The following is a 23,880-nucleotide window of genomic DNA, read 5'->3' as shown; positions in this document are numbered from 1 at the left end:
CTCCAAAAAAAGAGAACGACTATAAAGTCATTCTGCATTTTCTGTTTTCATATTTTGTAAGATTTCTGTAAGTTTCTCTTTATTATCCTCAATAGCTAACAATGTTCTCCGGCGGGACCAGTCATTATGACCAACCTCGTAAACTTGCTTGCTGCTGACAGCAGTCAGCTTATTCCACAAAGGATCCTCTTTTAATGTTTCCAAAACAGAAGGAGCATCTTCCGTAATGGTCACAATTAATGTATCCGGATTGATTTTAAGAAGCTGTTCAATCGTTAGCTCTTGAGTTGTTGCAGTATCATCTTGCAGTGCATAATTAACACCTAGCGTTGTTAAGAAACCAGGTGTAAAAGCAGAGGAAGTCGATACACTAAATACATTTCCTTCACTGTATCCTGCTTGTAATACTGTCTTATCCGTTACTTCCATCTTTGATTTTAGTTCCTCACTTAATTGATTATGCTGTGTAATCAGTTTTTCTGCTTCAGACTCTTTATTTAATGCTTCACCTAGCTTTGTTGTAGTTTCTACTACCGTTTCATAGTTTGCGGCATCGTCTTTAAAAGCAACGGTTGGCGCAATTTTTTGTAGTTCCTCGTAAATGCTCTCATGACGGTCAACATCAGCAATAATCAGATTAGGATTAAGACTTCTAATTACTTCTAAATTTGGCTGGGCACGTGTGCCGACTGATGTGTATCCATCGATTAATTTCATTGTATCTTCAGCAATTCTTTCTGGCTTATCATCATCTGCAACACCGATTGGTATCACGCCAAGAGCAGCAGCCGTTTCTGTTAAGCCAAGCTCTAATGTAACAACTCGCTCCGCTTTATCAGGAACCTCTGCTGTTCCAAGCTCATGTGTAACAGAGTGTGTAGCTACATTTTCGCTATTTGTATTTTCTTGACCTGCTGAACATCCAGCTAGGAATAAAGAAAACAGTGCAGCAACTAGGACAGGTTTTGTTTTAAAAGATGTTATGTACATTTTTCCCCTCTTTTTTCTATATTTTAGTTATATTGAGAATGATAATCATTGTAGATTGGTTTGTCAATTTAATATTTTAATATTCTTTTAATTAAAACTACTAGTCTAATTAAAATGAACCATAAAGAGGGGAGTTATAGGTATAAAAATTATTAACTAGATAATTTTATTCGAATATTAAGATTAGATTTGTAAATTATATTGGAAAATTTCATTGTTCAATATTATAATAGTTGTAAGTATGAGTTTGGTTTTAATGGTATTTGGTGCATACAAGTAAGGATTTTAAGTAAGCGCTTAAATAATTTTAAAGGAGATACTAAATGAAGCGAAACGATGAAAGTAACTCATTGGCTGAATCAATTGTTGCTCAATATCAATTTAATGATGCAGATAATATAGGAAGAGACAGTTCCAAATATGAAAATCATGCAACTGCTGAAGGGAAGATTAAACCAGTGGCAGAAACTGTTGGCGGGAGAAGTGCTGTTGCGTTATCAGGCGGAGCGAGCGGGACATCCTATTTAAAGCTTCCAGCTGGGTTGCTTGAAGGAGTTACCGATCAGACTGGATTGACCGTCAGCACTTGGCTTTCCTTAGGGAAAGGGTCCAATGTTTGGGAAAGAATCTTTGATTTCGGAAAAGGGGAAACTGGACCGTACCTATTTTTAACGAGAAATTTACGAGGCAATTGTTTTGCTGGTTCGGATTTAATTGCTGATGCTAATAGAACATACTCTTCTGGAGAATGGCTACATGTGGCGATGACAGTCAGAGGCACAGAAGGTGGAACGTTAAGCAGTGCAGGTCCTGTTATTTATGTGAATGGTGAAATTGTTGCAGACGGAACAATCAGCCAGACTTCGAGCGGTACATATGCAAAGCTGCGCGAATGGTTTGAGACTTTTACTGATCAAGATAACTACAGCAATAATTTTATTGGAAAATCGCAATTTGAGGCAGATGCTGACTTTTGCGGCTCGTTGTCCGATTTCCGTGTATATAAGACTTGTTTAACACAAGATGAAGTAATTGAAGTGATGTGTGAAACACTTTCTGATACGGAGATTGTCGAGCTTGCCAGAGATAAATATTTATCATTTCCAATTACGGTCGTTTCAAAGGATGTTACACTTCCTGAAAGTCTTATGGGAGCGAAGGTGGCAGTCACATGGAAATCAAGTAATCCAAGCTTACTGTCAGATGAAGGGAAATTAGGCGAAATTAGCGAGCCGGAAGGAGTTACTTTGACAGCTGTGTTGCGTAAAGGAACGGAAACAGCGGAAAAGGAATTCTCATTGTCTGTCCTGCCTGAAGGAGTTCCATCTCATTTATTAACAATCGACGGAAATCAAGAAATCTTAGATATAAGCAAGACATTATATGGCTTGTTTTATGAAGATATTAATAACGCCGCAGACGGGGGCATATATGCTGAACTTGTCCAAAATCGTTCCTTTGAATCTTTTTTATTCGATACATATTCGCATACATCCGGTGTGTGCGGCTGTTCAACAGGAAGAAATCATCAGCCGCTTCATGCCTGGTATGGCGATATCGAGTCTGTTACCGTCCACAATACAGGCGGGTTAAATGAATTTTTCGACATAATGGATAAAGACGTTAATACACATTATCTTACTGTTCCAAATGGCAGCACACTTATCAATAAAGGCTTCACTGATTCTAATCATCATTGTGCCATGTTTATTAAAGAAGAAGATAAATACAATTTTACTATTTGGGCAAAAGCAGAAAATCAAGGAAGCATTCATCTGCAGCTTCAGGATAAAGATGGTGCAGCAATCAGCGACACAGTAACGATTCATGTTGACAACAGCAACACATGGAAAAAATACGGGGTAGATGAAAGTGTTGTTCTTACAGGTTCGCAGTCCATGCTTGGACAGCTGGCCTTAACATTTAGCGGTGACATTTCAATTGATATGGTATCTTTAATGCCACAGGATGTTTGGGGAGCTAGTGAGGAAGGAAGATCAGCAACTGCACATGAAAATTATCAAGGAAATCCGAACTATCGACTGCGGAAAGACTTAGTGAATGCATTAGCAGATCTGCATCCAACCTTCCTTCGTTTTCCAGGCGGCTGTATTTCAGAGGGCTCTTATATATGGGAGAATGTGTATGAATGGAAAGACTCTGTCGGTCCTATCGAACTGCGTAAGGAAAACTTTAATGTTTGGGGCTATATGATGACCATGGGTCTGGGCTATATGGAGTACTTCCAATTGGCTGAGGACTTGCACGCAATTCCGTTACCGGTTATGGCTTGCGGTGTGCTTTGTCAAGCGCGTTCTGATTATGTCCATCCTGCAGGCGGGGATTTAAGAGATTACTTTGTTAAGAGCTTTACAGATTTAATTGATTTTGCGATCAATACAGATTTTGAAGGTAATGAATGGGCAGCATTGCGTAAACAAATGGGCCATGAAGCACCATTTGAACTTCCTTATTTAGGTGTTGGCAATGAAAACTGGGGTACAGAGTTTTTTGCGAACTTTGAATATTTTAAAGCAGCAATTGATGCGTATATGGTGAAGCATTACCCAGACCATAACCTGCAAATAATCTCAACAGTTGGTGCGCAAGCAGATGATGATGCCTATCAGGAAGGCTGGAAATTCTTAAGCGGTAACTTAACAGAAGCAGCAAACGTCAGCTTTACAGACGGCAAAACAGTTACCGAAGAAACAGTAACATGGTATGAAACACAGCCTAATTATATGGATACAATCGCAGATGAGCATTACTATCGTTCCAATGATTATCTGTTGAATAACGCAGATAGATACAATTATTACTATAGAGCTTATCAAGCTGATGGCAGCATAAATGAGGCGGAAATTTCAAAAGTGTTTGTCGGCGAGTTTGCGTCTACTGACAAGAATACATTAGCAGGTGCAGTTGCTGAAGCAGCCATTATGACTGGGTTTGAAAGAAATTCAGATGTTGTCCGTCTGGCTGCCTATGCACCACTGTTCAACAAAGTACTTACAGATGGAACTTACCGTTGGACACCAGATTTGATTTGGTTTGATGACGAAACAGTCTGGTATACGCCAAATTATTATGTACAACAGCTGTTCGGAAAATATCTTGGTACGAAATTGCTTGGAACATCCTTTTCTTCTTACCAAAATGGGAGCTTGACTGAGCTTACAGCAAGAGGCGGCATTGAAATAGCTTCCGGAAATGCAGAGGTTGAAGTGAAGTCTGTTAAGGTGATTGAAAACAAAAGCGGAGAAGTATTGTTCCAACAAGATTTCAGAGAAGAATTGCATGCTGCATGGCAGATGATTCCAGGTGCAGCAGGGTATACGCTTGATAAAGAAAGAGGCCTAGTATTAAAGCCGCAAAACAGTGGTCTAAACGGCTTGTATATCCAAAATGCAGCATGGACGAATTATAAAGTAGAGGTTGTAGCATCGAAGATCTCTGGCAATGATGGTATATATGTAGGTGTCGGATTAACCGATATTTCGCCAGAGAAAAAGGATGTACTGGAGTATGCGATCGGCTATAATGGCAACGCAACAGGAGTGAAGGTTTATAAGCAAGGCGTTGAAGGTTATAGACTAGGCGATTACTCATCCAGCACCGCAGCAGGAAATCTCCGCTCCAGCAGCTATGAAGAGCTTGCTGTTAATACGCCTTATTTAATTACGGTTAATTACGGCGGAGAAACAGGCAATCGACTCATCTGTTCATACACAGACGGAACCTTCAAAAGCAAAGTGCTAGATTATAAACTCGAAGCTTATAATCGGGATATCTACCACTCTGTCACAAAAGATGATAACCATGTATATGTGAAGCTCGTAAATGCAGATCCATTTGAAAAAACAACGAAGCTAGAACTAAAAGACATAGTTGTCAATCAGACCGGCAAGATGATAACAGTTACGGGAGATGCTTCGCTAATTTCTACTCCGAATGTAAACAAGAAAAATGCAGAGCTGATTGTACCAGCAGAAACAGAAATAAGCCTTGAGGGTAATGGTATAGTGGTTACTTTAGCTGCAAATTCGGTGAATGTGCTTGTGTTAAAGCGATAATGATCATTTAAATGAATGCATCTGATTAAAATCAGGTGCATTTTTTTAAATAGTTGCGTAGTCTATTTCACTATATCATTTCATCTGGTATCATTTGGTTAAAAATAGGGAGTGGTGGTACAGTGCAAAACATAAATATCCCTGAGCGCATGAAGCATTATAATGTAGCAGGTTTAAGTGTTTCTGTTATTAAAGATAGTCAGATTTCCCAAATTGATAATTATGGTGTTCTTGAAGCAGGTACGAGTAAAATAGTGAACAATCATTCCCTTTTCAGTGCTTGTTCCATCAGCAAGTTTTTAACAGCTGTCTTGGTAATGGTGCTATCAGAACAAGGGATTCTTGATTTAGATGAGGATGTAAATAACAGGCTGACATCATGGAAAATCCCCAACAATTATTTAACTAAAAAAAAGGGTGTAACATTACGGAATTTGTTATGTCATCAATCTGGGATACAAGATCCTAAAGATAGTTTTATAGAACGAAAAGACACGGTTCTTCCCACTATGGAAGAAATATTAACTGGTGAAACGCCATATTGCCAGTCTCCGATTGAAGTGCAGTATGAACCAGAAAGTGACTTTCAATATTCGGATGCTGGATATTGTATTATCCAGCTGCTCATAGAGGATGTAACTAGAAAACAAATAGAAGAAATTATAGAGGAGTTCATCTTTCAACCATTAAAAATGGCGAACAGCCGTTATCCAAGCCGTATAAGTGACATATCCCATAATTATTGCTGTGGCCATGACAAGGATGGAAATGTCATGCAAGAAAAGTATCCATTATATCCATATCCCGCAGCGGCAGGACTTTGGACAACTGCAGCTGACTTGTCACTATTAGTAATAGAAGTTATGAATGCGCTAGGTGATCAAAGTAAAATCGGCATTTCTCCAACTGCAGCAAGAGAACTAATTACCGCACAAGGCTGCAGAAGCTGGACAGGACTTGGCGTGTTTCTCGAAGGCGGAGAGATTTCATCACTAGGTTGGGGAAGTGGATTTCAATGCATGATGGTAGCGTACCCTAAGTTAAGAAGAGGGTTAATTATCATGACTAATGGTAATACAGGTGTTCACCAATTTAAAGGAATTATCGGAGAAATATATGATTCTTATATTAGAACAAAAAAGACATCTTACAAAGAGTAAGATGTCTTTTTTGTTATTAATTTGACCAATATAATTATCATTTTGACAAATATACTTGTCAAAACAAAATGCATAATTTACAATAAATGTATGAGGTGAGAAAATTATGAAAAGTCGTTTAAAGGAGCTGCGGGCACGGGACGGTTTAAATCAAACTCAACTCGCCAAGCTTGCCAATATAAGCAGGCAAACAGTCAGTTTAATTGAACGGGAGGAGTTTATTCCTTCGCTATTAATTGCAGTGCGGCTTGCCCGGATATTTAATGAGCCTGTCGAAAATGTATTTTTTATAGAGGAGGATGAATGATGAGAACATGGATTAAAATCATTGTTAGTGCAATTCTCGGGTTTTTTAGCTCGATTCTGATCTTGAAAGGCTTTGAAATAAATTTTGATCCATATGTAGATGAGTTTGTAATTGCAATATTTATTATTATTGTGATTGTAATGGGGGTAAGCTTTGGATTATACAAGCAGATTATTAGTTTAAATAATAAAGATGTCGATGGAGAGGAAGAAGATGCAATAGACATCCAAATTTATAAAAAGCTTTCAGATTATGCGTTATTGACTTTTTCTAATTTCATTTTTTCTTTGCTAGCGTTATGTATTACGCTCATTACCAATAAAGAAATTGTAATTATTATACTCTCCTTAATTACCGTTTTAATTTGCTGCATTTTAATGTCAATTATGATGAATCTGTATAGATTGGTGCAACCACATCGCCCAATCATTCCAAGGTCTTCGCATAAAGATTATGGTAATGCCCTATTAAACGTCGCTGATGATGGAGAAAAACATGTGATGTTAATAGGTTTTTATAAATCATATCATCTTTTTTGCACAGCTTTACTAATAGCAATTATGTTCGCCACATTCTATTCCATCTCATCAGGTAATTCACAAATTTTCTCCATAATAGCTATGAGCATTGTTCTAGTGCTGGCAAATGGCAAATATTATTTATCCATTCGCAACAAATAGGTAACTTTTTGCAGTTGATACTCGTATTAATGATAAAAAAAGAGAGGGTTGAAGACGTGGAAATTGATTTTTTCTGGATAGGTGCAGGGTTGGCATTGTTGGGTTATTTCATCGGAAATGGTTTGAAAAATTTTAAAAATCCTAAAGGCAGTCCATCAGGAACTCCTTTATTAATTAAAGAGCGAGATTTATTTGTTTATTTAAGATTACGCCCTGAAGAGGTTAGAGAACTGTTGGAAAAATATCCTGATGCACCTAAATTGTTATTAAAAGGAACTACCTATTATCCATACGAACAATTGGTTCAATGGTTGTCGTCGGAGGATTTGTATAAAAAACAATGATATTTGCCTGCTGCCTTTAGGCGGCTTTTTTTCTAACAAATAATGGTACAAATAAACAGATTTATGGTATTCTTGATTTAGAATATTTTGACAGGAGGCTATCCAATGTAGAATTCCCCGCTTTCTTAAAACTTAATAAATTAAGAAGTGAGGGTACCTATGTCAAAATTTAAAAATGAGATGTCATTTAGGTTTCTTTGGCTTGGTCAAATGTTAGCTAATCTAGGTGATGTCATCTATACAGTTAGTTTAACAACAATTGTTTATAAAGCAACTAACTCTGTAACATTAATGTCGCTAGTGCCATTTGTTATCACCATTACGGCATTATGCAGCGTTTTTTTTGCGCCGATTATTCTTGATCAATATAAACTGAAATGGATTTTATTTTATTCGCAAAGTGGTAAGACGCTGCTGCTTTTCCTGCTTTGTATATTAATACCGACGATTCAGTTAGATAACTTGATTCTATTGTATATACTGATTGCCTTCATATCCTTTTTAGATGGATGTGCTACGCCAGCCAGAAATGCACTAGTCCCAGTTCTCGTAAAAAAAGAGAAACTCGTCAAGACAAATAGTTTTTTAGCTGTTCTTGACCAAATAACGCAGTTAATCGCCTGGCCGATTGGGAGCATACTGTTAGTTATTTGGGGAGGGAATCATCTTCTTTGGCTGACTTTCTGTTTATTCATTATTTCTTCATTGTTTATGTTTTATATTAAACAAGATCAGCAACCAAAAAACGAAGTGATTATTTCTAAGTGGTCCTCCATTAAAGAAGGCTGGATAATTATTTGGGAGAATAGACAACTCCGATCTATTAGTTTAATGAATATTTTTGAAACCTTTGCTAATGGCGTTTGGATTGCTGCGATTTTATATGTATATGTAGAAGAAGTTCTTCATAAGCAAGAGTTTTGGTGGGGGATAATAAATGCATCCTTCTTTGCAGGCATGTTTATTGGTGGTTTAATTGTCTATCGAATTGCAGATAAGCTGGAGAAAAAGCTGGGGTATTACATTATCTGGTCCACCTTCTTACTAGTGATCCTTACATTAGCCTTCGCGCTAATCTCGAATGCTTGGATTGCCTTAATCATTTCGTTGTTATTTGGATTTCCTCAGATGGTTAAAGACGTAGCTGAGGTATCCATTTTCCAGAAAGCAGTTAGGCAAGAGGCGCTTGCTAAAGTGTTTTCTGCAAGAGGGACTTTAATGTATGCGGCATTCGGTATTTCGTCTGTTTTTTTAGGATGGCTTACTGAAGAGTTTGGGGTGGTATGTACTTTCCTAACAGCCACAGCTTGCTTTTTGCTTTCTTTTATTACCGGGATACAGAACCGTATGTATTTAGCAGCGAAACAAGAAACTTTAAGATAACTGCCAAGTTGGCAGCTATCTTTTTTTATCAAGATAGCCACATTATTGTAGAAAGGAATAATAGATTTGTTCAAGAAAAAGAGGTATGTGGCAGCGAGTATTATTATAGTTTTATTTGTTTTTATGTGGTTTACTACCCCTTCAAATACAGAATTTGATCAATGGTTAATTGCAACAAATGGACTTGACTGCAATTCAAATCAAATATGCTCAATAGACAATATCATGATAAGCAGCAGTACTTCTAATCTATCTAATTTCGGCGTTTATGCAACTTATGAAAAGGAATTTGATTTCGAAAATGGAGAAAAACTAACTGTAAGAACGTTAGGAGTTTTCAATAAGATGCTTACGATAGAAGATGAAAGAGTTTGGGAGATAATTGATTAATTGCTAAAGCCTTAGGTTTCCGTTGGGAGGAGATATCCATTGAAATGGCCGTTTTCTAAACGTAAAAAAGACAATCCTGCAGACAGATTTTCAGATGGCTATATAGAAGAACTGCTTAAAGATACAGACAATATCGAGCTAACAAGAATTCCCGCTATTTTTCCCTTATTGTTAACACGTTCTGATGTGTTGAAAAGAAGAACAGCTAGTATGCTTACTAAACATGCTGCGTGCTTAACCATCCTTGAATTGGCAAAACTTGATGCCTTGTTTCGAGAACGAACTTCATTAGACTGGTCCATGGATTGGAGTAAGGAAAACCCGGAGAATTTATTATTGCCAAATATGCCGGAAGAACAGAGAGTGATTATTTTAGGGTTGTGCAGCTTTCACCCAAATGGCTATTTCCGTGAAAAAGCTTTAATTCTATTAAATCAATACACTTCAGGTAAAGAGTGGCCATTTTTACTTTTGAGATGTAAGGATTGGGTTGCAGCAGTGAGGGGAGCAGCTGATAAATATGTGGAGCGTCGCTTAAATGATAAGTATATGGCTGAAATTGTCTCAAGTCTTCCTCTTGTTTTTAAGTGGCAACTTAAGAAAGAGCATCTTTTTCAACAAGTTGCTCAAGTTTTATCACAGCCAGAATCATTGCCATTTCTGAAAGAGGGGACAAGCGCAAAGGATAGGAACGTCCGGTATTTTTGTTATCAAATGATCATGCACGCAAATCTATATGATAAGGAATTACTAGTAAACCTATATAAAAAGGAAAAGGACCCTCTTGTGCGGCAAAGTTTGTTTAATGAATTAGTAAGTAGTCTCAAAGCTCATGAATTTAAAGAGCATTACTCCATTTTTAAAAGAGATAAGTTTCCTTCGATTCGTTTAAAGGGATTGGAGGTATTTCACTCCTACTTTCCAGAAATAAGTGGCAGGGAATTGGAAGCGGCACTTTTAGACAAAAGCAGTACTATTCGCTATTTTGCTAGATTTTTATTAAAGAAGCAAAAAACATCCATAGATTTCAGCAGCTTTTATATGGGTATGTTGAATGCTAACCAGTATATTCGTGAAAGCTTATTAGGAATAGGGGAGACAGGCAGTAAAGAACAAGCACAGCTAATACAGCCGTACTTGTATCACAGCCGTATTTCCATCACAAAAGCTGCTATCCATGCTATATCGAAGTTAGATGGAGCAAAGTATAAGCAAGAATTTATTCAGCTTCTGCAATCGGAAATGATAGGCATATCCAAGGCTGCACGAAAGGCAATAGCACAGCATTATTACGAAGATATAAAGGATTACTTATATGATATTTATAAGGAAGCAAGCTATGAACATACTAAATATAATATAGCCATTTTATTATGTTCTTTATCCAAATGGGAAGCAATTTTTTATAGTATAAGTTTTTATGTTCAATGTGAAAACAGAGAAGTTTCCAGATTAGGTAAGTCTGCTCTTTTGAAGTGGATTAATCATTTTAATCGCAGCTTTGTGACACCATCATCAGAGCAAATGAATGCATTAAAAACTTTATTATCAAGCAATCGTGAAAGACTTCAAAACGAAGAAGTAACAGCAATTGAGTTTTATATGAAAGGCTTTCATTGAAGATAAGAGGATAGCGGTATCCGCTATCCTCTTAACACTTAATGTGCTTCGTTTAAAGCATCCTGCTCGGTATTTTTGTTAATCTTTGCACGTCTTCGTTCGAGTTCAATATCCATTTCGGTCCGTTTGTCATCTAACTTATAGAAAACAATCGTTATGCCAATCAGCACACAAATAATAAGCGGAACCCAGATAAAGCTGATTTCAATATATTTTAAAGCGCTTTCAGTTTGTGTTGCATTAGGTACATATCCACCGATTTTAAGGAAAACTCCTACAAGGGCGCTGCCAAGACCTAAGCTGACTTTTACAAAAAAACCTTGGAATGCGGCAATCATTCCAGAAATACTGCGATTATTTTTGTACTCGGAATAATCAATAACGTCCGGCTGTATCGCAAATGTTGTCCCAAAGATGCCGTAAATGCCAAGACCAGTTATCGTTAAGCCGGCAATCAGCATGGCAGGGGATGTTTTTCCAAAGTAAAGGACTAAATCTCCAACAATATAAATTAAGGTGCTTAAAAGCAAAACATTTTTCTTTGCCATCTTTTTTTGGAGCCAAGGCAATAATAGCAGGATTGGCAATCCGGAAAGAATTCCGAATATCCCTACAAATGTGAGCCAATCGGTTCTGCCAAGATTATAGGTGAAATAGTAGATAACAGTCGTATTTCGGATAACATATAGACTAAAGTAGAGAAAGTTTAATATAAAAAATATAGCAGCAGGGGCTGTTAATCCTTTGAAATCCTCTTTAAAGGAGGACTTGCCAGGCTGGACGGTCGGCGGCACAACTTCCTTTGTATTCATAAAGGTGAACACAAAGACAAGCACAGCGACAATGCCATATATAGTCATTGTAACTAAATAACCTTTTTGGTCATCTCCTTGACCGAATAAATTTACCATCGGTGTGGTGATGGTCATTACTAATGCAGTCCCAAGCAATGCGCAGATCATTCTAGTTGATACTAACCAGTTGCGCTCATGATTATCGGAAGTTAACCGAGGTACAATCGTGTTTAATGGAATATTTACGACGGTATAAGCAATGTTCAACAAGCAATAAGTGATATACGCCCAAAGAATTTTGCCTGACATGCTGAAATCAGGAACGATGAAGGTCATAATAGTAAACACAGCAAAAGGAAGTGCCCCAATAATGAAGTAAGGTCTCCCTTGACCCCATCTGGTTTTCGTTCTGTCCACCAATAATCCCATGCCAGTATCAGCAAAAGCATCGATGATTTTCGTTACTAACATTAAAGTACCTGCAACCGCTGCCGAAATTCCGAAAACATCTGTATAAAAGAAAAGGAGGTAGGATGCCATTGTACTAAATACGAGGTTGCAGGCAAAATCGCCCGCCCCGTATCCAATTCTTTTTCTCCATTTATCCATATTTATCACAACTCCTTTTTACTGCTGCTAAATTCATACTGTAGCTGCTGATAATTTTGTCAACGTTTTCATATCTGTTTTTAAGTTTTGGTAAATAGATTTATAAACTTTGTAATAGTCATTATATTTCTTGTGATTGTCTTCAATTGGCATAATCTTCTCATCAAGAACCTGCCATTTTTTCACATCTTCAAAGGAAAGCAAACCAGTACCAATTCCAGCCAGCATTACATCCCCCATATTTGCTTCGACATCGTGAATAGGACATACAACTGGATAGCCCGTCACATCAGCAAAAATTTGTCTCCATAATTTTGATTTAGTAACACCCCCTGCAAGCAAGATTGATTCACCTACATTTTCGCCTGTTGCTTCAATGGCATCTCTTAAACTGTAGGCAACCGCTTCCAAAAAGGCGCGATATATATGTGCTTTCGTATGTGCTAAAGATAAACCGACAATGGTGCCTTTCGCATCTGAATCCCAGACAGGACTTCTTTCGCCCATAAAGTAGGGAAGAACAACTAATCCTTCACTGCCAGCAGGTATATTGGCAGCCTGTTCATTTAATACATCATAAGCATTTTTCCCGCCTGCTTTTTCTGCTTCTAATTCAAATTGACATAGCGTTTGTCTAAACCACTTTACGATTGCTCCTGCAGTAGCTCCACCAGCAAAATAGTATGATAGTCTTTTAGCATCGAATAAATACGGCCAAACAATTAAGTCTTTTCCTTTCACTGGCTGATCAGAAATCAATGCGGCGCACATGGACGTGCCAATAGCTGCTGCATATTTGCCAGATTCAAACACACCAAGGCCAATATTAGCTGCACCACAGTCAATCCCGCTGGCGATAACAGGCATTCCTTCTGAAAGTCCTAACTCTGCAGCTGCTTCTTTTGTTAACCCGCCGATGATGTCTGTTGATTCAACGATTTTTTCTGGCATCATGGAATATGGGATTCCCATTGCATCGAGCAATTCCTTTGACCAAGTACGGTTATTCATATCAAAAATCCCGCCAATATTACCAGCTGAAGAATAATCAATCGCCACTTCTCCAGTCAGTTTATAAATAACATAATCATTCGGAGGCAAGAACAGCTTCGTTTTTTTCCAGTTTTCCGGTTCGTGATTTTTCATCCATAATATTTTCGTGTAGCCGTAGTAAGGATCGGCGCCATTATGGGTAATTTCCAGCAGCTTTTCTTCCCCGATAGTATCTAACACCCATTGCGTTTCGACAGAAGCTCTGCGGTCCATCCAAATCATACAAGGTCTTACAGGCTCCATATGCTCATCTAGTGGAATGCCTGATCCGCCGTACAGTCCGCTAATAGCAAGTCCGCGAATGTCTTCAGGATGAATACCTGCTTTTTCAACCGTGTTGCTGATAGAAGCTTTTGCAGCATCAAGCCAAACATCAGGCCACTGTTCAGCCCATAAAGGCTTTGGTGTTAACACATCATATTCTTGGAGATCTTGAGCAAGCAAGTTTCCTTCTGTGTCCATTAAAATGGTTTTCGTACCAGATGTTCCGATGTCTGTACCGAGTAAGTAGTTCATTATGATGACCTCCTATGAATCTATTAAATAGCAGTGAATGCACCATCGATGACAAAGTCAGATCCTGTTGTAAAGCTGCTCGTATCGCCAGCAAGATAAACACAGATAGATTGTAATTCATCCGGTCTTCCCATCCGTTTAAGCGGTGCCATTTCATTCCATTGAGCAATTAATGGCTGTAAGCTTGGCGAATTCAAGGTAAGCTCTGTGCCGATATATCCTGGGCTGATGGAATTAACGCGCACATTTCTTGTTGCCCATTCTACTGCCAATGATTTAGTTAATTGAATAACTCCTGCCTTTGAAGCATTGTAAGAGCATTGCGGTTGTGGAACATTAACAATATGACCTGACATGGAAGCTGTATTAATAATAGACCCGCCGCCTTGTTTTAACATGACTTTTCCAGCAGCTTGGGCGGTTAGAAATACACCAGTAAGATTAATGTCGACTACTTTTTTCCACTGTTCAAAGGTCATATCTTCAGCAGGGATATTCATGCAGATGCCGGCATTGCAAAAGGCAACATCTAAACGGCCAAAATGTTCAAGCACAGTATCAATCATAGCGTTTACATCCTGTGGGTTAGTAACATCTGCTTTAATAGCAACGGATTTAATCCCATTGTTTGCTTCTAATTCTTTTGCAGTCTTGACCGCTTCTTCAATATCTAAATCTACAATAGCGATATCTGCGCCAGCTTCAGCGAAAGCGGTTGCGACACTCTTTCCAATCCCTCTAGCACCGCCTGTAACGAAAATCTTTTTTCCATCCAGTCTCATTTTTTCAATAATGCCCATATTTATCATTCCTTTTCGTTAAGTTATTTTGTAAAATAGTTTTATAAAATACATTTACATAATAAAACGTCTTTTGATAATAGTCAATCTATTTAAAAGTAAAAATTGTCAGACGCTTTTTGACAAAGCTGTAATTGGATATGCTCGTATGTTATATTTAAAGGAGTTAAGATAAGTATTTTTATAAAATTGGTTTATCAAATGAGGTATTTTCATGGAAAATAACATCACATTTAAAGATATAAAAAAAAGCAATTATTCGGCTATCTATCATCTCATCTATCAAAATGGGAAGCTTTCCAAACAAGAAATTGCTAACCAGCTGCATTTAAGCTTGCCGACAGTAACGCAAAATTTAGTCCGTTTGGAGCAAGAAGGGTTAATTGAGAAGAGTGGGCAGTTTGAATCTTCAGTGGGAAGACGAGCAGCTGCTTATGCTATCTGCCCACAGGCCCGAATCAGCATTGGAGTGGAAATCCAAAAATCTACTGTACAATTACTGGCAGTTGATTTGCTTGGAAAAGCATTTCAGCAAAAACGGTTATCCTTGGGATATGCTAATGAGGATTACTATTACAAAAAGTTAAGTCAAGAAGTTCTAGCCTTTATTGATGCCTTACAAGTGAAAGAAGAGCAGGTTCTCGGAATTGGCTTTGCTGTACAAGGGTTAACATCGAATGACGGCAAAAAAATAACCTATGGAAAAATATTAATTTCTACAGGCTTAGATATTGAGGTGTTTTCACAGCATCTGCCATATCGCTGCATGTTTTTACATGATGCCAAATGTGCAGCAACAACAGAGCTTTGGGTAAGAAATGATATGGATGATGCTGTCTACCTCTCGATTGGTCCCCATCTTGGCGGAGCGGTTATAATCGACAGGCAGATTTACATGGGGAAAGAAGGGCATAGCGGAACGGTTGAACATATGACAGTAAATCCAAACGGGCCCCCGTGCTATTGCGGTAAGAAAGGCTGCATGGAAACATACAGTTCTGTCTATGCACTTCTAACAGAAGACGAATCGTTAGAGTCATTTTTTGAACAACTGCGAAACAATTCTCCAGTTTATGTTGCGAGATGGAATGAATTCCTTAATTATTTAGCCATTTCCATTAATAATATCCACCTTGTATTGAATAGAGAATTCATTTTGGGTGGCCATATTACTTCATACTTAAGAGAAGAGGATATTAATATTCTTCATGAAAAAGTAAATGAAAAGACAGCATTTCCAAGCAATGATCCTTTTATTTATATAAGCCGTTCTCCAGAAAATGGCGTGCTTTTAGGTGCAGGTATACCATTTATTCAATCGTTTTTAAATACTATTTAGAAGCATGAAGAAGTTTTCATGCTTCTTTTTGCTATGAAAAAAATATCATGTTAGGGAAGAAGGAATTTGTGTAATTTTGTATAATTATTAGTTAATAGGTATTTTTATTCAATTAAACAGGAGGGGTAAAATGTCGAGAACAAACTGGATTCAAATTATAGAGGAACTGTCCATGAACGCCTTACCTGCTTTACAAACAAATATGTATGATGGATGGGTATTGCGTTTTGCTGATGGCTATACCAACAGAGCAAATTCCGTCAATCCGATATATTCTTCCTATCAAGAGGTTGCTAATAAAATTAGTACTATCGAACAAACCTATCGTAACAGAAATTTAAAGCCAATTTTTAAAATGACGAAGCAAGCTTTACCGGAAAACTTGGATGAGAATTTAGCGAAAAATGGCTATATTCAAGCTGGGTTAACCGCTGTTCAAGTATTGCCTTTAGAAGATGTAAATATTGCAGTAGTACATAAGGCTGAATTTTATCAAACTTTCGAAGAACATTGGTTTAATTACTATTGCCACCTCAATCATATTAGTGGGAGTAATCAAGTAACATTAGCGAAAATGCTAAAAAACATTGTGGTGAAAACTGCCTATTTTCTGCTGAAGAACGATAGTGGTGAAATACTTGCATGTGGGATGTGTGTATTAGAAAGAGGATATATCGGATTATTTGATATCGTCACAGCCAGCAACTGTCGTAATAAAGGGTATGGGACAGTGCTAATTCAAAATATCCTGGACTGGGGCAAGGATAATGGAGCGCAATATGCTTATCTGCAAGTAATGTTAAATAATGAACCTGCTTTAAAGCTTTATTCCAAAATCGGCTTTAAAGAAGTGTACCAATACTGGTACAGAAGCAAAGACTAATCGGAGCAGGCAAAATGTTTACTCTTATAATTTACTGGGAACTGTTTTTTTAAAGATGTAAATTTTACAAGTCATGATACAGTCTATTTTTTGAAAACATATTAATAAAAGTTTGTTTATGATTAGAACAAAGAAATGAGGGTCGAAATGGACAAACAAATTCAACAACTGCAGGATCAATTAAAAATGGAGCATAAGAATGTAGCAAAATACACGCAGCATGTGTTTGAAGCACTTGATAAATTAATTGATGAACATCGGAGAATCGTATCATCAAACGCCTTAGCAGGAATTAAGCATGAGGGCTGTGAAGAGTATGCCTTTTATAAAACGATGCATGACGTAAAGTATACACTTATGAATGAGTTGCGCAAAACGGTTGATGATTTCACTCATTTAGGAGATAAATATCATGCGAAGAATTATCCTGATGGTGTAAAAAAATAATGACTGTATTGTAAAAAATCCAGCACTATTTTAGTTGCTGGATTTTTTACGTCGCAGTCTCAGGCTGTTTAACACAAATAGCACATATTAAAACATATAATAATCGATTATAATAGAACCACATACATAATTGTCAGGTAAACGAAACGCGAAAAGGAGTATTTTTTCATGTCAAATTATAAAACTAATCCTAAGGTCGATGAATTTTTGAATAAAGCAAAAACATGGCAAGAGGAGTATAGAATATTACGTAATATCATTCTTGACTGTGAGCTTACAGAGGATTTTAAGTGGATGCATCCTTGTTATACACTTAATGATAAGAACGTCGTATTAATCCATGGTTTCAAAGAGTATGTTGCTCTTCTGTTTCATAAAGGCGCATTAATAAAAGACCCACAAGGTATTCTTGTTCAGCAAACAGAGAATGTACAAGCAGCCCGGCAAATCCGGTTTACTAATGTTCAGCAAATAATAGACATGGAATCAGTCTTAAAAGCCTATATTAAAGAAGCTATTGCAGTAGAAGAGGCCGGCTTAGAGGTTGAATTAAAGAAGAATGAAGAATACTCCATGCCTGAAGAGCTGCAGATAAAATTTGCAGAAATCCCAGCATTAAAGTCTGCATTCGAAGGATTGACACCTGGAAGACAAAGAGCATATTTATTACATTTTTCACAAGCAAAACAAGCAAAAACTCGAGCCGCTAGAGTAGACAAATATGTACAGCATATTCTTGACGGCAAAGGCTTAAACGACAAGTAAATTAAAAATGAAACCTTCCACTTATATTTCGATTGGAAGGTTTTTTTAACCCTGCATAATCGTGCACAAAATGTCGGGTTGCTGGCAATCATTTCAGCTATTATTTGGTTGAGGAGGTCGTAAAATGGATTCGCTAAAAAACATGAATGATGCAATGAAATATATTGAGGAGAATTTAACGAACGAAATAGACTTTAAAGTGGTAGCAAGGTTAGCACATTGTTCAGAGTATCATTTTAAAAGGATGTTTTCCTTTTTGGCTGGGATTTCTCTTTCAGAATATATCCGCCGCAGACGTCTTAGTTTAGCAGCACTTGAACTAACTAATAGCAGCATAAAAATAATTGATGCAGCTCTAAAATATGGGTACAATTCGCCTGATGCATTTACTAGAGCTTTTCAACAGCTGCATGGTGTTACCCCATCAGAAGTAAAACGCAAAAGTATTCAGTTAAAAGCGTATCCGCACATGACCTTCGAATTATCTATTAGAGGAGGTAATGAAATGAATTACCGTATAGAACAGAAAGACCCCTTTCAAATAGTTGGTATTATGAAAAGAGTTCCAATAATATTTGAAGGAGAGAATCCAGAAATAACAGCGATGTGGCAGTCATTAACGATGGAGAAAATAGCACAATTGCAGCAGCTGTCCAATTTAGAGCCTAAAGGAATGATACAAGCATCTCTTAACTTTTCAGAAGGGCGGATGGAGGAAAAAGGGGAGCTTGATCAATATATTGGTGTAGCTACAACGGAAAGCTGTCCGGAACACTTTTCTAAACTTGAAGTGCCAGCTTTGACTTGGGCGGTTTTTGAATCTATCGGCCCATTCCCAAGTACACTGCAAGCAACATGGGGAAGAATATACTCAGAATGGTTTCCGTCTTCTAACTATGAAGCAGTAGAAGGTCCTGAGATTCTGTCCATTAAAAATAAAGATTTAACTTCACCAGCTGTTAAAACGGAGATTTGGATTCCTGTTGTAGCAAAATACTAGTAGATGATTCAGAGCTGTTTCGGACAGCTCTGTTTTATTTCATCTATATCAAAAGTAGGAGAATACAGGCAAAAAAATAATGGTAAAATGGAAGATATGAAAGAGCTTAACTAGGAGAGGAAGAAGACAATGGATTTTCAAACGGTAATGAGTGAGCTTGAAGCACTTGGCAAGGAACGCACAAAAAAGATTTACATGTCCAATGGTGCTCATGAGCCTTTATTTGGTGTGGCTACAGGTGCTATGAAACCAATCGCTAAAAAAATTAAAATTAATCAATTATTGGCAGAAGAGCTATATGCAACTGGGAACTATGATGCAATGTATTTCGCAGGCATTATTGCAGACCCAAAAGGCATGACAGAATCGGATTACGATCGGTGGATAGATGGTGCTTACTTTTATATGCTGTCCGATTATGTGGTAGCGGTAACATTATCTGAGTCTGATATTGCCCAAGAGGTTGCTGATAAATGGATTGCAAGCGGAGACGAATTGAAGATGTCTGCAGGCTGGAGCTGTTATTGCTGGATGCTAGGAAATCGCAAAGACACCGAGTTTTCCGAGAGCAAGATTTCAAGCATGCTAGAAAATATTAAAGAAACAATTGCAGAATCGCCTGAACGAACAAAATCTGCTATGAATAATTTTATATATACTGTTGGTGTTTCTTATTTGCCGCTACATGAAAAGGCAGTTGAAACAGCAAAACAAATAGGTATTGTCGAAATGAAACGAGCTAATAAAAAAAGTAGCTTCTTACATGCTTATGAAAATATTCAAAAAGAAGTGGATAGAGGAAAACTGGGATTTAAACGTAAATATGTCAGATGCTAATTAGAATGTAAGGAGAGAATAACGATTAAAATCAATCAGTTAATTGCCAACAATATTAACCGTTTAGATGCAATCTTGCCAGAGGATCGGTCGCTCGGAATTGCAGGCTTATCCGGATCTGGAAAAACTACCTTTTGTCAAACAATAGGGGAGGAATCAAAAAAACGGCTTGTTTCTCTATTGCCTAAAGCGGAATACCAATATTTATTTGCAGATATTATGGAAACCAATTTTAGCGCTATTAATATGGAGAATATGCCGTTAGTGCTTTTTCTTGGAAAATCCTCGATTTCTTCCAATCCACGCTCTACTATTGGCACACATACTGGTGTTTTTAAAGAGATACGAAATAAGTTTGGAGAAATATTACATCTGTCACCAGAGGTATTTTCTTTTAATAATGCGTTAGGATGGTGCCCTGCATGCAAAGGGCGGGGAACGACAAAAAATGTTGCATGTAAAAAGTGCGATGGCAAGCGTTATAGTGAAGATGTAGAGCAACATCTGCTAAAGCTTAGAAATCATCCTCACAGCATTTCTGATGTGAATAATTTAAGTGTTGAAACGATCTATTCCTTGGCGAAGGAATTAAATATTAGTGAAGAAAGACAGCTTGTTCTTCGCAATATTATCAATATGAATATAGGTTACTTAACATTAAACCGGATAATGGGCACCTTATCGGGCGGAGAACTAACCCGTCTATATTTGGCAGAATTTATGTCTGCCAGCAGCAATACGGTGATTATTATTGATGAAATATCGGTTGGTCTTGATCATGACACGCTATTAAAAATATTAGAACAGGTTCAACAATTAGGCTGTAAAAACCAAATTTGGCTGATAGATCATTCAGATAGTGTATTAAATGCAGCAGATAAGCAATTGTTCTTTGGGCCAGGCAGCGGTAAATACGGAGGAAAGCTAGTGAAAGAATCTCCGCGTCCGCAAGCCATACTTTGGGAACGGAATGAGGAAACTCCAACTGAATTCTATCCATTTTACGATTTGTATTGCCGCAATATTCAAATGGCGGAAATCGAGATTCCAAAAAATAGACTTGTAACCTTTACAGGTGAATCTGGCTGCGGTAAATCAACTTTAGTAAATGAGTGTATTGCAAGGGATTTTCTGAAGCGATACCCAAAAGACAAACTCGTAATGGTAGGTCAGGACCGGAATCAGTCCATCACGAGCAGGTCAACCATAGCGACATTTCTTGATATAAAAAGGAAGCTATCAAAATATAGCAGCGAAATAGAAGATGTTTTTCAGCGCTCAATTGAAGATATTGTTGAAGAGCTTCCAAAAGAAGACATTGTCCATAAACGGCTAAGTTTATTGATTAAGCTTGGGCTCGGATATTTAACATTGGAACGAAAAACACAGACACTGTCAACAGGTGAATTTCAATGTGTTCACTTAGTTTCAGAGCTGTTTGCCAACACCAGAAATCCGCATACACTATTTATATTTGATGAGCCTTCTAAAGGGTTATCACAAAATATCTTAAATCAATTCATTGATAGTGTAAGAATTATTTTGGAAGATCAAACAGTCTCCATCATAATGATTGAACATAATGCTTATATGCTTGAAAGCTCTGATTTTATTGTAGATTTTGGAAAAAGACAGTCCGAACCTGTGCTGCATCTTGATGTGGTCAGTCATGATGAATATTTCAGCCAAAAAAATACTGAGAAGAATGATGAATCGATACATATATCATCCCAATTAGATTCAGTAAAGGGAATAAATTATTTAACGGAAAATCATATCAGTTATTTTAAACAAGCTGAAAACGTCTATAAAGGCGGCATTCTAAAGAGTCTTTCTTCTATGGCACGATTGATTTACGGCGAATATGAATCTGATAAAATTGCACCAGTCATCGCTATTGATTTAGAGAGGCACTTATATAGCCAATACAGTTTTCTTTTTGAAATAGGCGGAATAATTAATCATATCGTATCTGCTCATCCAGCTAATAAAGATACAAAAAGCTTTGATTTTTATAGTCAAGCTAATCACTGTCCAAGCTGTTCCGGGCGCAGAGAAATGGAAAAATTTGATTTTGAGTTAGTGATTCAAGATAAAACAGTTCCATTTTGGGACGGCTTATTACATCCTGATGTGATGGAAGTGCTGAAATATTATCAACATGCAAAAATACAATTTCTTTTCGAGGAAATAAAAAATGAATTAGGTCATGATTTGAGTAAGAGCTATAACGAGTTAACAGAAGCAGAAAAACATACCTTCTTATATGGCTATTGGGACAAGTCATTTTATGATAAAGCGACAAAGTCTTCAAAGAAATGGGAAGGCTTCAACTTTATACTTGGCCGTTATATGGTTGTGTCAAAATCCATCATTAAAGAACAGATGAAGCAATCAAAAGAAATGATACCTTGCCCAATTTGTAATGGCACTATATTAAATCACGAGAAAAAGCTGTTGTTTAGTGACGTCGATATCCGGGAGTTAATTCAACTTCCTATTACAAAGATTATTAATATCGTCGGCTCATTACCAGTTTTAGAGAAACTTAAAGCAATCGTCGGCAAAGACATGCCACTGACGCAGGATGTTTCCTTGCTGCCTCGAAAAACACAAGCAGCCCTTAAAATGCTGGAACTTGAATTAGCAAGCTTTGTAGGCTATGAAATTGTTTTGCAAAATGTGTTGCCGTTCTGGAGCAGTATTAAAGACAATATCAAAAACTTAAGCAGTAAAAACGAGCTGACAATCTGTGATTTTACTGGTATTGATGAAACGAGAGAAAGTATTATTGATAAATATTTCACGAATGGGAAATACAAAAAGCTAACCTATGTATATGAAGCATTCGGATATAAAAAAATTGTAACCCAAATTAATAAAATAAAAGCAAGTCATCCATGTCCTTTCTGCAAAGGCAAAAAGGTTATCTCGGAAGATAATCTTCATGATGGTGTCATGAAATTATCGGTGCCGTGTATCAGCTGTCATGCGAGCGGGATCAATGAAGAGGGATTAGAGGAATTAGTTGAAGGTGTAAAAGTACAAACATGGCTGACTGGTACGGTAAGCGATGTGGTTACAGAAGGCGCTGCAGAGGAAGTCAAAGAAATTCCAATATTCAACCGCATTCGAGAATTAAATAAGCGAGATATGATGGCTGTATATCACAGATTGGCAAAATAACAGAAATGGAGCAACGGATATTATGAAACAAAGTCTAGGAAATGCTGTTCAAGACTTTTGCGGAACATGGAAGTTGTTAAGGGAAGAATCTAATTATTCATTAGGCAGTCCGCCTGCTTCAGGCACGTATAGTATCAAGTTAGTTGGCGAGAAAGTGCTATTTCACGTCAGCTGGGAGGAACAAAATGAACAAACATATCAAGTGGAATTTTCCGGGATTCCTGACGGGGAAAAGCATCCTTTTAAAGGTCAAGGAGTCGATTTTGTTAAGTATGAAATAACTGCAGATGGAAAATTCATCTCTGCTGCATATAAAGATAGAAACATCCTTAACGAGGCAACGAGATCATTATCAGCAGATAAAACACAAATGTTCGTTACACAGCGAATACTTGGACAAGATGGACAGCTGCATGCTAATTATTCCGTTTATAGTAAAGAATAAACAGCCTGCCGCAAAAAAATAGAAGTGCGTTCAATGAACGCACTTCTAATAAAAAATTACATAAAAAAATATGTAATTTACCATTGAAAAGAGTTACTAGATATGGTAAATTTACATAGGTATGCATTTTATATTTAGTTATTATCGTATATTATCCCTATCTTAATTATACGATGTATACCATGCTTTCGTCAATCCTTTTTTGAAAAAAATTTAAAAGGAGTGTTTTTGTTGTAAATTCAATTATTTAAAACAG

The 23,880-nt window shown here is 37.2% G+C and carries 20 protein-coding genes; 16 read left to right on the top strand and 4 right to left on the bottom strand.

Going from position 1 to position 23,880, the window contains the following annotated elements:
- Positions 1–27: 27 nt before the first annotated feature.
- Positions 28–990, bottom strand: coding sequence for an ABC transporter substrate-binding protein (locus tag ACLIJJ_RS14525; RefSeq protein ID WP_411411157.1), 963 nt, complete (start codon positions 988–990; stop codon positions 28–30).
- A gap of 323 nt (positions 991–1,313) precedes the next feature.
- Here ACLIJJ_RS14525 and ACLIJJ_RS14520 point away from each other — a divergent pair, with 323 nt between their 5' ends.
- The 8 genes from ACLIJJ_RS14520 (at position 1,314) to ACLIJJ_RS14485 (ending at position 10,950) form a co-directional block, all read left to right on the top strand.
- On the top strand, positions 1,314–5,066 hold the full coding sequence (locus tag ACLIJJ_RS14520) for an alpha-L-arabinofuranosidase C-terminal domain-containing protein (protein WP_411411156.1): 3,753 nt from the start codon (positions 1,314–1,316) through the stop codon (positions 5,064–5,066).
- 149 nt (positions 5,067–5,215) lie between these two features.
- Positions 5,216–6,226, top strand: coding sequence for a serine hydrolase domain-containing protein (locus ACLIJJ_RS14515; protein WP_411411221.1), 1,011 nt, complete (start codon positions 5,216–5,218; stop codon positions 6,224–6,226).
- 106 nt (positions 6,227–6,332) lie between these two features.
- Positions 6,333–6,533, top strand: a complete 201-nt coding sequence (locus ACLIJJ_RS14510; protein ID WP_411411155.1) for a helix-turn-helix transcriptional regulator — start codon at positions 6,333–6,335, stop codon at positions 6,531–6,533.
- Positions 6,530–7,213 carry a DUF3169 family protein gene (locus ACLIJJ_RS14505; RefSeq protein WP_233315095.1) on the top strand — a complete coding sequence of 228 codons (684 nt, stop codon included), beginning with the start codon at positions 6,530–6,532 and terminating at the stop codon, positions 7,211–7,213. The genes ACLIJJ_RS14510 and ACLIJJ_RS14505 overlap by 4 nt, the downstream gene beginning before the upstream one ends.
- Positions 7,214–7,269: 56 nt before the next feature.
- Complete coding sequence (locus ACLIJJ_RS14500) at positions 7,270–7,557, top strand: DNA-binding protein (protein WP_411411220.1); 288 nt, start codon at positions 7,270–7,272, stop codon at positions 7,555–7,557.
- Positions 7,558–7,737: 180 nt separating this feature from the next.
- The gene (locus ACLIJJ_RS14495) at positions 7,738–8,940 is read left to right on the top strand and encodes an MFS transporter (protein ID WP_411411154.1); all 1,203 of its coding nucleotides are present in this window, start codon (positions 7,738–7,740) and stop codon (positions 8,938–8,940) included.
- Between the two features lie 123 nt (positions 8,941–9,063).
- Complete coding sequence (locus tag ACLIJJ_RS14490; RefSeq protein WP_341081197.1) at positions 9,064–9,330, top strand: hypothetical protein; 267 nt, start codon at positions 9,064–9,066, stop codon at positions 9,328–9,330.
- Between the two features lie 39 nt (positions 9,331–9,369).
- Entirely contained in the window at positions 9,370–10,950 is a 1,581-nt protein-coding gene (locus tag ACLIJJ_RS14485) for a hypothetical protein (protein ID WP_411411153.1), read from the top strand.
- Between the two features lie 38 nt (positions 10,951–10,988).
- Here ACLIJJ_RS14485 and ACLIJJ_RS14480 read toward each other — a convergent pair whose 3' ends face one another.
- From ACLIJJ_RS14480 to ACLIJJ_RS14470, 3 genes are read right to left on the bottom strand one after another with little or no spacing between them, the layout of a single operon-like run.
- Positions 10,989–12,353, bottom strand: coding sequence for an MFS transporter (locus tag ACLIJJ_RS14480; RefSeq protein WP_411411152.1), 1,365 nt, complete (start codon positions 12,351–12,353; stop codon positions 10,989–10,991).
- Positions 12,354–12,386: 33 nt separating this feature from the next.
- Positions 12,387–13,922 (bottom strand): FGGY-family carbohydrate kinase, encoded by a 1,536-nt coding sequence (locus ACLIJJ_RS14475; protein WP_411411151.1) that lies wholly within the window; start codon positions 13,920–13,922, stop codon positions 12,387–12,389.
- Positions 13,923–13,945: 23 nt separating this feature from the next.
- Positions 13,946–14,722, bottom strand: a complete 777-nt coding sequence (locus ACLIJJ_RS14470; protein ID WP_341081185.1) for an SDR family oxidoreductase — start codon at positions 14,720–14,722, stop codon at positions 13,946–13,948.
- Positions 14,723–14,936: 214 nt separating this feature from the next.
- Between ACLIJJ_RS14470 and ACLIJJ_RS14465 the strand changes: the two genes are divergently transcribed.
- From ACLIJJ_RS14465 to ACLIJJ_RS14430, 8 genes are all read left to right on the top strand, one after another.
- On the top strand, positions 14,937–16,061 hold the full coding sequence (locus tag ACLIJJ_RS14465) for an ROK family transcriptional regulator (RefSeq protein ID WP_411411150.1): 1,125 nt from the start codon (positions 14,937–14,939) through the stop codon (positions 16,059–16,061).
- A gap of 130 nt (positions 16,062–16,191) precedes the next feature.
- Positions 16,192–16,944 (top strand): GNAT family N-acetyltransferase, encoded by a 753-nt coding sequence (locus tag ACLIJJ_RS14460; RefSeq protein WP_411411149.1) that lies wholly within the window; start codon positions 16,192–16,194, stop codon positions 16,942–16,944.
- 147 nt (positions 16,945–17,091) lie between these two features.
- Positions 17,092–17,391 carry a hypothetical protein gene (locus ACLIJJ_RS14455; RefSeq protein WP_233315105.1) on the top strand — a complete coding sequence of 100 codons (300 nt, stop codon included), beginning with the start codon at positions 17,092–17,094 and terminating at the stop codon, positions 17,389–17,391.
- A gap of 168 nt (positions 17,392–17,559) precedes the next feature.
- Positions 17,560–18,156 (top strand): YdeI/OmpD-associated family protein, encoded by a 597-nt coding sequence (locus ACLIJJ_RS14450; protein ID WP_237942871.1) that lies wholly within the window; start codon positions 17,560–17,562, stop codon positions 18,154–18,156.
- Positions 18,157–18,280: 124 nt separating this feature from the next.
- Entirely contained in the window at positions 18,281–19,156 is an 876-nt protein-coding gene (locus ACLIJJ_RS14445; RefSeq protein WP_237942869.1) for an AraC family transcriptional regulator, read from the top strand.
- A 129-nt stretch (positions 19,157–19,285) separates the two neighbouring features.
- Complete coding sequence (locus ACLIJJ_RS14440; RefSeq protein WP_411411148.1) at positions 19,286–19,993, top strand: DNA alkylation repair protein; 708 nt, start codon at positions 19,286–19,288, stop codon at positions 19,991–19,993.
- Between the two features lie 24 nt (positions 19,994–20,017).
- Positions 20,018–23,179, top strand: a complete 3,162-nt coding sequence (locus ACLIJJ_RS14435) for an ATP-binding cassette domain-containing protein (RefSeq protein ID WP_411411219.1) — start codon at positions 20,018–20,020, stop codon at positions 23,177–23,179.
- A gap of 22 nt (positions 23,180–23,201) precedes the next feature.
- A complete protein-coding gene (locus ACLIJJ_RS14430; protein ID WP_411411147.1) occupies positions 23,202–23,624 on the top strand; it encodes a hypothetical protein in 423 nt (140 codons plus the stop codon).
- The last annotated feature ends 256 nt before the right edge of the window (positions 23,625–23,880 follow it).

This window comes from Niallia laureatilytica (genome assembly GCF_046613985.1).
GTDB lineage: Bacteria > Bacillota > Bacilli > Bacillales > Cytobacillaceae > Niallia.
This window is presented reverse-complemented; position numbering and strand designations above follow the sequence as displayed.

Coding starts and splice junctions, on each gene's coding strand:
- ACLIJJ_RS14445 (WP_237942869.1), top strand. CDS start 18,281: ATGGATTCGCTAAAAAACATGAATGATGCAATGAAATATATTGAGGAG.
- ACLIJJ_RS14450 (WP_237942871.1), top strand. CDS start 17,560: ATGTCAAATTATAAAACTAATCCTAAGGTCGATGAATTTTTGAATAAA.
- ACLIJJ_RS14440 (WP_411411148.1), top strand. CDS start 19,286: ATGGATTTTCAAACGGTAATGAGTGAGCTTGAAGCACTTGGCAAGGAA.
- ACLIJJ_RS14505 (WP_233315095.1), top strand. CDS start 6,530: ATGATGAGAACATGGATTAAAATCATTGTTAGTGCAATTCTCGGGTTT.
- ACLIJJ_RS14460 (WP_411411149.1), top strand. CDS start 16,192: ATGTCGAGAACAAACTGGATTCAAATTATAGAGGAACTGTCCATGAAC.
- ACLIJJ_RS14455 (WP_233315105.1), top strand. CDS start 17,092: ATGGACAAACAAATTCAACAACTGCAGGATCAATTAAAAATGGAGCAT.
- ACLIJJ_RS14520 (WP_411411156.1), top strand. CDS start 1,314: ATGAAGCGAAACGATGAAAGTAACTCATTGGCTGAATCAATTGTTGCT.
- ACLIJJ_RS14510 (WP_411411155.1), top strand. CDS start 6,333: ATGAAAAGTCGTTTAAAGGAGCTGCGGGCACGGGACGGTTTAAATCAA.
- ACLIJJ_RS14430 (WP_411411147.1), top strand. CDS start 23,202: ATGAAACAAAGTCTAGGAAATGCTGTTCAAGACTTTTGCGGAACATGG.
- ACLIJJ_RS14475 (WP_411411151.1), bottom strand. CDS start 13,922: ATGAACTACTTACTCGGTACAGACATCGGAACATCTGGTACGAAAACC.
- ACLIJJ_RS14465 (WP_411411150.1), top strand. CDS start 14,937: ATGGAAAATAACATCACATTTAAAGATATAAAAAAAAGCAATTATTCG.
- ACLIJJ_RS14495 (WP_411411154.1), top strand. CDS start 7,738: ATGTCATTTAGGTTTCTTTGGCTTGGTCAAATGTTAGCTAATCTAGGT.
- ACLIJJ_RS14490 (WP_341081197.1), top strand. CDS start 9,064: ATGTGGTTTACTACCCCTTCAAATACAGAATTTGATCAATGGTTAATT.
- ACLIJJ_RS14525 (WP_411411157.1), bottom strand. CDS start 990: ATGTACATAACATCTTTTAAAACAAAACCTGTCCTAGTTGCTGCACTG.
- ACLIJJ_RS14480 (WP_411411152.1), bottom strand. CDS start 12,353: ATGGATAAATGGAGAAAAAGAATTGGATACGGGGCGGGCGATTTTGCC.
- ACLIJJ_RS14470 (WP_341081185.1), bottom strand. CDS start 14,722: ATGGGCATTATTGAAAAAATGAGACTGGATGGAAAAAAGATTTTCGTT.
- ACLIJJ_RS14515 (WP_411411221.1), top strand. CDS start 5,216: ATGAAGCATTATAATGTAGCAGGTTTAAGTGTTTCTGTTATTAAAGAT.